This window comes from uncultured Methanobrevibacter sp. (assembly GCF_900316895.1).
In the GTDB taxonomy this organism is placed as follows: Archaea; Methanobacteriota; Methanobacteria; order Methanobacteriales; family Methanobacteriaceae; genus Methanocatella.
The window spans coordinates 1-9,278 of sequence record NZ_ONER01000058.1 but is presented as its reverse complement, the minus strand read 5'-3'; the positions used below and the strand labels follow the sequence as shown (position 1 = coordinate 9,278).

13 protein-coding genes are annotated in these 9,278 nt (G+C 34.4%); all 13 read left to right on the top strand.

What is annotated here, in order from left to right:
* Positions 1–602 (top strand): ERCC4 domain-containing protein (locus QZN27_RS07010; RefSeq protein WP_296785619.1); only part of this gene is annotated, 602 nt, incomplete at its 5' end.
* A 5-nt stretch (positions 603–607) separates the two neighbouring features.
* On the top strand, positions 608–1,075 hold the full coding sequence (locus tag QZN27_RS07005; RefSeq protein ID WP_296785618.1) for a hypothetical protein: 468 nt from the start codon (positions 608–610) through the stop codon (positions 1,073–1,075).
* Positions 1,076–1,142: 67 nt separating this feature from the next.
* Positions 1,143–1,370: a zinc ribbon domain-containing protein gene (locus QZN27_RS07000; RefSeq protein WP_296785616.1), complete on the top strand. Its 228-nt coding sequence runs from the start codon at positions 1,143–1,145 to the stop codon at positions 1,368–1,370.
* Positions 1,371–1,828: 458 nt separating this feature from the next.
* On the top strand, positions 1,829–2,116 hold the full coding sequence (locus QZN27_RS06995; protein ID WP_296785614.1) for a hypothetical protein: 288 nt from the start codon (positions 1,829–1,831) through the stop codon (positions 2,114–2,116).
* On the top strand, positions 2,082–2,429 hold the full coding sequence (locus tag QZN27_RS06990) for a hypothetical protein (RefSeq protein WP_296785611.1): 348 nt from the start codon (positions 2,082–2,084) through the stop codon (positions 2,427–2,429). Before QZN27_RS06995 ends, QZN27_RS06990 begins: the two co-directional genes overlap by 35 nt.
* A 74-nt stretch (positions 2,430–2,503) precedes the next feature.
* Positions 2,504–3,151, top strand: coding sequence for a hypothetical protein (locus QZN27_RS06985; RefSeq protein ID WP_296785609.1), 648 nt, complete (start codon positions 2,504–2,506; stop codon positions 3,149–3,151).
* On the top strand, positions 3,090–4,460 hold the full coding sequence (locus QZN27_RS06980; RefSeq protein ID WP_296785606.1) for a phage terminase large subunit: 1,371 nt from the start codon (positions 3,090–3,092) through the stop codon (positions 4,458–4,460). Before QZN27_RS06985 ends, QZN27_RS06980 begins: the two co-directional genes overlap by 62 nt.
* Entirely contained in the window at positions 4,457–5,737 is a 1,281-nt protein-coding gene (locus QZN27_RS06975) for a hypothetical protein (RefSeq protein ID WP_296785603.1), read from the top strand. The genes QZN27_RS06980 and QZN27_RS06975 overlap by 4 nt, the downstream gene beginning before the upstream one ends.
* A 118-nt stretch (positions 5,738–5,855) precedes the next feature.
* A complete protein-coding gene (locus QZN27_RS06970) occupies positions 5,856–6,719 on the top strand; it encodes a hypothetical protein (RefSeq protein WP_296785601.1) in 864 nt (287 codons plus the stop codon).
* 56 nt (positions 6,720–6,775) lie between these two features.
* On the top strand, positions 6,776–7,699 hold the full coding sequence (locus QZN27_RS06965) for an XkdF-like putative serine protease domain-containing protein (RefSeq protein ID WP_296785600.1): 924 nt from the start codon (positions 6,776–6,778) through the stop codon (positions 7,697–7,699).
* A 21-nt stretch (positions 7,700–7,720) separates the two neighbouring features.
* Positions 7,721–8,764 (top strand): hypothetical protein, encoded by a 1,044-nt coding sequence (locus tag QZN27_RS06960; protein WP_296785598.1) that lies wholly within the window; start codon positions 7,721–7,723, stop codon positions 8,762–8,764.
* Positions 8,742–9,032 (top strand): hypothetical protein, encoded by a 291-nt coding sequence (locus tag QZN27_RS06955; RefSeq protein WP_296785595.1) that lies wholly within the window; start codon positions 8,742–8,744, stop codon positions 9,030–9,032. The genes QZN27_RS06960 and QZN27_RS06955 overlap by 23 nt, the downstream gene beginning before the upstream one ends.
* Before the next feature lie 60 nt (positions 9,033–9,092).
* Positions 9,093–9,278: hypothetical protein (locus QZN27_RS06950; RefSeq protein ID WP_296785593.1), on the top strand; the 186-nt coding region annotated here is incomplete at its 3' end.

The window sequence follows — 9,278 nt, the reverse complement described above, 5'->3', positions numbered from 1 at the left end:
AAGAACAAGGACTCGAAGTTAGTGTTGAAGAACTGGAAATTGGAGACTACATCTTTAGTGATGGTAACAACGAAGTCGTATTTGAATTCAAACTGACAAGTGACTTTATATCATCAATACAGGACAACCGTGTTTTTAATCAAAGCATCAATATGGCTGAAAACTACGATTATGCATTCGTAATGATTCATGGGGACCTACATACAAGGAGCAAATGCATCGCAATGAGTAGGAACTACCGTGAAGTAAATCTGTTCCAGTACATTGGAGCCATAAGCAGTCTCAATCGTTATGTGACTGTCCTGCAATGTTACAGTCCATTCATAAACGAAAGTTACTATACAATGATGAAACAAGCTCAAAAATGTCTCCAAAACAAACCAATAGTAAAAAAATTCCCCCGTAAAGACAAAAATGTCTGTTTTAATTGGTTATGTTACTGTAATTATGGCATTAATGCAAAAAAAGCCACTGCAATCATAGAAACATTAGAATTACATACATTATCTGATTTACAGAACTTAACAAAAGAACAATTATTATCTGTCGATGGAATTGCAGACAAAACAGCTGAAAAAATATTAAAAGCAATAGGAGAATAATAAAAATGGATACTATAGAAGATAAAATAACCCGATACAAAAAAGGCTACGTCAACGGGGAAGTTAGAAGCAATGAATATGAAGCCAGAATAAAACAAGAAAAACGCTTAAACATGAAACTAGACCTAGCAGACACAATGTTCAACGAAATACCATTCACATTCACAAAATCACAAAAAGAACACGTCAAAGAACTAATCAGACTATTCCCAAACTTCAAAGAACTACACAGTCAAGCAAGCAACGAAGAAGTCATACTATCATTAATATACTACGTAAAATCCTTAGAAATGAAACGATTCGCAACACATCAGGACCTCATTAACAAATACGTCACTCCAAAAAAACAAGACAAATTCACAGACATTGCTGAAATCATATTCTGGAAAATCACATTATACTATATTAGCAACAGTTACATCAGACCAAGACAACCCGAACATATAGACCATAACATACTATACAAAGGCTAAAATTAAAGGGATGGTTGAAATTTGTAAGTCCCACTATATTATGAAGAGGAAAAAACTCAAAGAGAAAATGATAAAGGAACAAAACAAGAAATGGTTAAACCCAAGAAAATACTATTTGAATAGTTTCCTTAATCATGAATCTCTCCGATACTGTCCAGAATGTGGCGGTGAAGTAGAATACTCTTCAGAAGATGAAGATGAAGCATACTGCACAAGATGTGGACTCGTCACATCAGCAAGTATACGATATGTTGCAGGAAACAAAATAGACTTGCCTTATGGTATACGATTATAAAAAATTTTGGAGGATTGTTTTAGTAAAAAGGGGGTTACAGTATAGGCTGGTTTAAAAAAATAATTAATCTTGAGTTCAATAGCAAGAATTTTTATCATTAGCTTTTGGATTTTTCTCCAAAATAATATATTGTTACTTTACACTTCGGATATGTTTTCGATTTTGCTCTATTCATTTAATGGCTTACCTTAAATTGCGAATTTTTAGTCAAACTGGGTTGTTTTGCTTCTATTATTGATATTTCAAACGAAAAAGATTTTTTCATCAATGTGCCTAATTTAAAAACTTTTTATATTTCAGGGAAATAATTAAACACGATTTAATTTTAAAAACCTTTCTTCAACAAAAAAAAGACTGGTAAACCTGTAACTCCTTTTTTTACTAAAACAATCCCCCAAAAAAAATATTATACTTATTCTTTTTTCTCTTAAAAATCTAAAAATGGTGGAATATTAAAAATGTCAACTAATAATTATCTTGGAAACAGTACCACAATTGGAAAATTTTTACTAATAGGATTTGCTGGATGGATCATATCAACTGCAGCCGCAAAAGGATTTAATCTTCCTGTGGATGCAACAACATTAGCCCAAATATTAGGGTTCATAGCCGGTCTTGCTTATTCATACTTGGATGCTAAATATCCTAACACTTTTGACTGGTTAGGAAATGCTATGAATAAAACTATTGATTCAGAGGAACCAGTACTCAATGATGAATACGAGAGTGACCCTGATGACCAATGAAACTCCTCAAACATGTTTTCATGAAGAATTAATACAAAAACATGCAAGGAAAATTGAAGCCTTGGAAACAAAAGCAGTTTACAAGGAAGAAATGATTAAAGATGTTAAACAGGATATGAAAGACCTAAATGACAAAATGGATAAGTTAAGCGATGATGTGAACGAAGCCATACGGAAATCTATAACCGGAGATAGTGATATTGATAAAAGAGTCACTTCTTTAGAGACCACTGTCAGAGTACTACAATGGGTTACTACATTATTATTTGGAAGTGGATTAATATGGGTAATTTATTCATTCATTCATCATTAGAGAGACTAAAATATAACATTGTTAATTATACGATTACTTAATTAAGAATCGCATATCATAAAAAAAGGGATAATATGACCGACATAACTTCAATAATACCATTTGGGGACCAAGAACCCGAAATGAGTAAACTAACAAAACAGTTATACTGTATAGTACAACATGACAATCCCTTAAAAAAAATAAACTTCAAACAATTCATCCTAAAGCTCAAAGAATACGTAGAAATCTACGATTTTGACTGGACTTGCAAACATGAGAATGGACGGAAATGCTATCCTCGATATGATAAAAAAGAATGTGCAAAAGACTGGTTAAAACGATATGATTATCGTGGAGCTTATAAAGTCTATGCTGATTCTGTTTCTAATGATAATTATGATGAGTTGTTACGATTACATCGAATATTGCAGGATGGAGAAGTTAGAGGATTTTTTGAAGAAAAACAAAACATACGAAATCAAATCCACAACCTAGACCCTGATGACCCTGATTATTCTTTTGAACTAAAACGATTACTTGAATCATATAAATTATGTGCGTCTCTTGTTGATTCAGAATTAGGATTAGATGTTAAGAAACTTGAAGTTAATGGAAACATCAAATCCGAATCTAAAATAGAATTAAACCGCAAATCCAAAAAAGAAATGGATGATGAATATGAAGCTATCTTTAAAGGATATTTCACTCAAGACACGAATGAAAATGCACCAGATAGCTGAACGCACATTAAAAGAAAATGAACTAATATCATACATTCTAAATAAAACTCCATTACCTAACCAACTAACCTTTCTAACATACCCCACCGAAGAATTACTATACGGGGGCATGGCTGGAGGAGGTAAAAGCGAAGCATTACTATTAGCAGCATTACAATATGTCGAAGAAAAATTCATACCTGAAGGTGAAAACCGATTAACATATGACGCATTAATACTTCGTAGGTCATTAGACGATTTAGAAATGCCAAACGCAATACTTGACCGTGCCAAACAATGGCTACTTCCATTAGAAGACACCGGACTAGTTTATTATAAAGACCTTAAGAAAAAATTCACATTCAGCAGCGGAGCAACATTAACCTTCAGATACTTAGCCCATAACAATGACTTAATGAAATACCAAGGAGCCGAACTGCAATATATCGGCTTTGACGAATTAACACAGTTTCCGGAAAACCAATATCAATACTTACATTCAAGGTTAAGGAAAACTGAAGACAATCCCATACCATTAAGAATGCGAGCCGGCACCAATCCTGGAGGTCGAGGCAATGATTGGGTTAAGAAAAAATTCATTACTGGAAATGTTCCATTTGTTCCTGCAAGTTATCTTGAAAACAAATATCTTGACCAGGAAGATTACACTCGACAACTTGAAAAGTTAGATCCATTAACTAAGCAGCAATTAATGTATGGGTCATGGGATGCTTATGCTGGTAACTGGTTGTTGATAACTGTTGATGATTTTGAAAATAGCTTGAGAGTTTTACCTGATGATAAATTATTATTCAGTGTTGTAGGAGTAGACAGTGCATCAACCGGACAAGACAAATTCGCATGCACACTAATCAGCCTATACCAAACCGGTTTAATGTGGCTATCAGACATGGTAGCAACAAGAAAAATGAACCAAGAAGAAATACTATTCACATTCCTAGAACAACACCATGATAAAAATATTAAACTAATAGCTTTTGAAAGAGAACCTGGAAGTGATTCCACCTTCGCAAAAAAATACTGGCAAGGATTACTGCCCAAATATAACGTTGTTGATTTCAGCCCACAGGGAAGTAAGTTTGTAAGAGCTAGGCCAGTTGGTCAAAGCATACGTGAAAAAAGATTATTCATTAACAAAGACATTAAAGAATCATTAATAAATGAATTAAGAAACCAATTCGGTTACATCCATCCCCTTAAAGAAAAAATGAAAGAATACCCTTCACCGGATTTATTAGACAGTACTGATTATGCCCATATGGGAGTTATGAAAATTTTAGAAAACAAGACAAGGGTGACAATATTATGATTTATATAAATAACTCGAATGACGAACTTGCAAAGATAAGCAAGAGCGTATCAGAATCATTAAACAGTAGATTAACTGGTAGTACAGTTGATTTAGAATCAACACAACAATATATTAATCCACCAGTTCCGTTCACTACATGCGAATATATCTACTTGAATTGTGCGGATGTTTTCAATTCCTGCAATATCTTGAAAGATGACTTATTATATGGAGATATTGAAGTTTATGACAAAGAAGATAACGCTATTAAAAGCATTACCAACATCTTAAACGAGAATAAAGATGAATTGAAAAACTTAATTATTGATTATAATTTTGCAGGTTGCGCAATACTTGAATATGGTTTCAGTGAAAGAGAATTCTTTATTAATCAATTACCAATCAGTACTTGCAGATTTGTTAAAACCGGACAAGGAATAATTATTGAACAGAAACTCAACAATACCAAACATTACTTTAAAATAATGGGTGACGATTACCCAATTGATTTCACACATTACGATAAACAAAAACTCGGATACTGCACCATCTTCAGCGGAGACAATATCTATAGTTTGTTCAAGGTTCCTAAATGGTATCCATTGAAAAAGAAGATATTAACCAGTATCGGAATTGATGATAACAATTACAATACTGTTGTAAATGGTAACATAAACAATAGCTTATTAATTATTGGTGTTGAACCGGAATATAAGTTTGATGAGGAAAATGACTCTACACTACTCAAGGCCCAATCCATTAAAGATGAATTAACATCTGGTAATGGTGTAGGAGTAGTTTTCGCTGAATCCAATAAACCAATCACAACAGATTATGTGAAATTTGATGGTAAAAATAATAAGGAAGAGCAGGAAATCTTAAAGAACTGTCAAGAGGATATCTTAAACATTTACCAAATACCACGTATACGGTTATTAGATAATACTGAAACTGAATCAATGAATAGTGAAAAATCAAAGGCATTATGGGAAATCTACACATTAAACCTTCAAAATATGCAAGGAGATTTCTTCATATTCATTAAAGAATTCTTATATGACTTATACCGTGAAAACTATACTATCAAATGCGATGTACCCGTATTTGCAGATAACAAGGAAACTGTTGTCAATACTCTTATTAACTTATTTGCGAACGATGGTTTAACACTCGGGGAATTCATCGACGGAGTTGCAAATAACACTGACTTTGTTGACTTGGATGAATATGACTTAACCAAACCAAAATACCAATTACGAAAGTCAGAAGCCAACATTGATTTCGGAGGTTTATGATCATGGCGGAATATGAACGTCAGGAAGGGTTCCCTGATAAAGTCCCAGAGAAAGGGAAAGAATACCATAATCGTGATTTTTTACTGGAATCTAATGTGCTGTTATGGGTGCATGAGAAATGAAAATTAACCATCTTAAACATTACAAAAGAGTTGTTAAAGCTAAAAAGGAATATTATGTCAGATTAGAACAATACAACCGAGATATCCTAACTAATTTTCTAGCTACTGGTGATTTAACAAGAGACATAATATTCACTGACATTAAAGACCTAAATCGTAAAGCTTTAACAGATTATTATGCTAATTTGCTCACTAAATATGATTTGGACAAAACCAATCCTGTCCTTGTCAATGAAGCGCAGCAGATGATAGAACAATGTCTTGATAACATCACTGACGCTGAGACCAATCGTATTATTGATAATTGTTACGGGTTATTTGATTTGATAAATAACTATAATGTTCAAAAAGAATACCTTGAAAATCTTATCAAGACCAGTAACGATTTGAGCAAAGATTATACTACAATCAAAGAGGAAATCCGCACCGAAGCCACACCGGATTATATAATGGATTCTTATAAACGAGGTGGACGAACCAAATATGTCTATGACCCTGAACTGGGCAAGACCCGACCAAAACAAGTAACCTATAAGAACTTGGATGGTTTCGCCAAAGACATTGAGAAATATAACATCAACACTGCAGATTATGACAGAGCATTATTGATGAATAAAGAATCTCAATTAATGGGCGAAGGTGACGTATACACTGGTAAGGAATGGGTTTGGTCACAGGCGGAAAATACACGTCATTCTGGAATGGATGGAACTATTATTCCTATCCATGAGAAATTTGTTGTTATCAATGAAGTTACTGGTGAAACGGATTATGGTTTATACCCATGTGATTTTGTGAACATGGGGCCAGGGAATACTGTGAACTGTTTATGCAGTATATTGTTCCATGAAACCATTTGATTGTTTTTAGATTTTATTATTTTTAAAAAACTGATTTTATACGAGATTTGATGTTCATGTCTTTTTACATACGTGCATGTCCAATTCCATGCGGTGTAGAGGATTTAGAAGGTGATACCCTATATGAGGAGGATATCCTTGACATTTACAATAAATTCAACAATCGTAACAATATCACACTCCGACATAACGGGGTCTATTTGAATGATGTTGAATTACTGGAATCCTACATTACCGATGAAGAGGAAAAAGTCGCCTTGGAGGTTGTACCTAAGGGTTCATGGGTTGTACTGGTGAAATCAGACAATACTGAATTCAACGAAGCCATATTAAACGGTGATGTTAACGGAGTCAGTTTGACTAATGTCATCAAGGACACATGTCCACTACGACCTAATACGAAATATGAGAACCCGAACGATTATGATTACAGTGATGTGGATGTACAGAAATGCGTTTATCCTCAGGATTTATCATTCGTGAAAAAACCCGCTAATGCGTATGGGATTCACATTGCAGACGATTTGAATAAAATAACTAAAGAGGTTAAGAAAATGAGTTTATTGGAAGACCTTAAAAAGTTATTATCTAATTATGACGAACCAAAAACCGAAGCTGAAGAAGCAGAGGTTGAAGTAGTCGAAGAAACTATCGAAGAAGTTGAAGCTATCGAAGCTGAAGAAGTTTCCGAAGAAGAAGCTGAACCGGACACTATTGAAAAAGAAGAAAAAGTAGAAGGTTCCGAAGAAACTGAAGAAACCGAACCAGCTGAAGAACCAGCCAAAACTGATTCTGATATCCAAGCACAATTAGATGATATCTACAGAAGATTAGAAGAATTAGAAAGCCAAAACAATGTTGAAGCTCCTAAAATTGTTAAGGAGACTAAAAAAATTGTTGAACCGGAAACCAAACCGGTCATCGTCAAAAATTATTACGATCTCTCTGGCCGTGACCCTGTCACAGGCATGAGAAAATAAATTATATTCAGGTGATTTATCATGAAATTTACTGATGATATTAACAAGAACTTTGTTGTAAAATGGTCCAAAGCTTTGACCGACAGCAACAATGCAGTAACAAGCGGAGTATTCCATGCTCCTGCTGAAGAGTTTATTACTAAAATTGAAGATGAAGCAGAATTCATCAAAATGGTAAGATACGTTGAAATGGACGGTGAAAAAGCCGACCTTGAACAATTACGTGTTCACCCTAGATTACAGAACATGCAAAAATTAAGTTCAAGCAAAGTATTAACCCAAGACATTTTAACTGACCTTGCAGAAACTACTCCAGAATTCTTAAAAACTACTTTAACCGCAGTACCTTTAACTGCATTCACTAACATTCCAAAAGGATTCCTTAAAACCAACCTTGAAGGTGAAGCTTTCACCAGTACTTATGAAAACATTCTTGCTCCGGCAGTTGCTTTCAGTGCTGATAAAATTGCAATCTTCGGTAAAGTTTTACAGAATGGTGAAACTGCAGGTTCCGGTGGTGTGCCTCCTGCTCAAGATGGTATGTTAGCCATGAACGGTGTACTTGCACAGTTAGATGCTATTGCAGCTGCAAGTCCTGCTGCAGGTAGTCCTCAAGGTAAAGGTACCAAAATTTACAGAGACAATATTGTCAAAGGTATTCAATCATTAATCCTTGAGTTTATTGCTCAAGACGGTAAAGTATCCAATGCTCAAATTTTAGTGTCTGCTAAAACTATGGCTGCATTAAGATATGCTATTGGTAATCGTGAAACCGATGCTGGAGATCATGTGTTCTTTGATGGAGAATTACTCAGATTTGATGGTATTCCAGTTGTTGCATTGGATGCATTAAACAAACCTGAAAGAGGTTTCGGTGATGTTGCAATCATCCTCGACCCTGCTGCAGTTGCTTATGGTCCTGTCTTTGAGGCTGAATCCGAATCTGAATATTCTGTTGCAAGGAAATCTTACTTAACTTCAATTGACTACATGTTTGATGTAGGTATCATCTTCGCTGAAGACATTCTTTATGTCCAAGTTGGTGATACAACTCCCAGCGGTTAGAGACATAACTATTAAAGTTGTGGATGATGATGATACACCATCTGCATTAGGTAGTGTGTCCATTGAGTTAGATAGCTCAAATATTATGGGTAAACCGGATTATACCGGAACTACTGGACCAAGTGGAGGCAAAGCCACAATTGAAGATGTGGCCGATGATACTTATACTGTGAGATTAACCAAAGAAGGTTATACTTACGCTGGTGGAACCATCACAGTTGACAGTACTCATGATGACTTTGAATTAGAAATGACTGAGGATGAATAGGATTTTATCCTTGGTTATTTTAAAATTTTTTTTTAATTAATATTTTGGTGGATTTTTATTATGCTAACTGAAATTGAAATAGTTAAAGAAGTGCTTGTTTACCTTGATGGTTGGGAAACTGATGACAACAATACAGACACCATTAATGAATCTGCTTATATGTCAACAGAGGAACTCTCAAAAAATGCTAACAAATATATAACAAGCACTGAAATCATGACATTTTATAATGATGTCTATGATGAA

Coding starts and splice junctions, on each gene's coding strand:
- QZN27_RS07005 (WP_296785618.1), top strand. CDS start 608: ATGGATACTATAGAAGATAAAATAACCCGATACAAAAAAGGCTACGTC.
- QZN27_RS07000 (WP_296785616.1), top strand. CDS start 1,143: ATGATAAAGGAACAAAACAAGAAATGGTTAAACCCAAGAAAATACTAT.
- QZN27_RS06995 (WP_296785614.1), top strand. CDS start 1,829: ATGTCAACTAATAATTATCTTGGAAACAGTACCACAATTGGAAAATTT.
- QZN27_RS06990 (WP_296785611.1), top strand. CDS start 2,082: ATGATGAATACGAGAGTGACCCTGATGACCAATGAAACTCCTCAAACA.
- QZN27_RS06985 (WP_296785609.1), top strand. CDS start 2,504: ATGACCGACATAACTTCAATAATACCATTTGGGGACCAAGAACCCGAA.
- QZN27_RS06980 (WP_296785606.1), top strand. CDS start 3,090: ATGAAGCTATCTTTAAAGGATATTTCACTCAAGACACGAATGAAAATG.
- QZN27_RS06975 (WP_296785603.1), top strand. CDS start 4,457: ATGATTTATATAAATAACTCGAATGACGAACTTGCAAAGATAAGCAAG.
- QZN27_RS06970 (WP_296785601.1), top strand. CDS start 5,856: ATGAAAATTAACCATCTTAAACATTACAAAAGAGTTGTTAAAGCTAAA.
- QZN27_RS06965 (WP_296785600.1), top strand. CDS start 6,776: ATGTCTTTTTACATACGTGCATGTCCAATTCCATGCGGTGTAGAGGAT.
- QZN27_RS06960 (WP_296785598.1), top strand. CDS start 7,721: ATGAAATTTACTGATGATATTAACAAGAACTTTGTTGTAAAATGGTCC.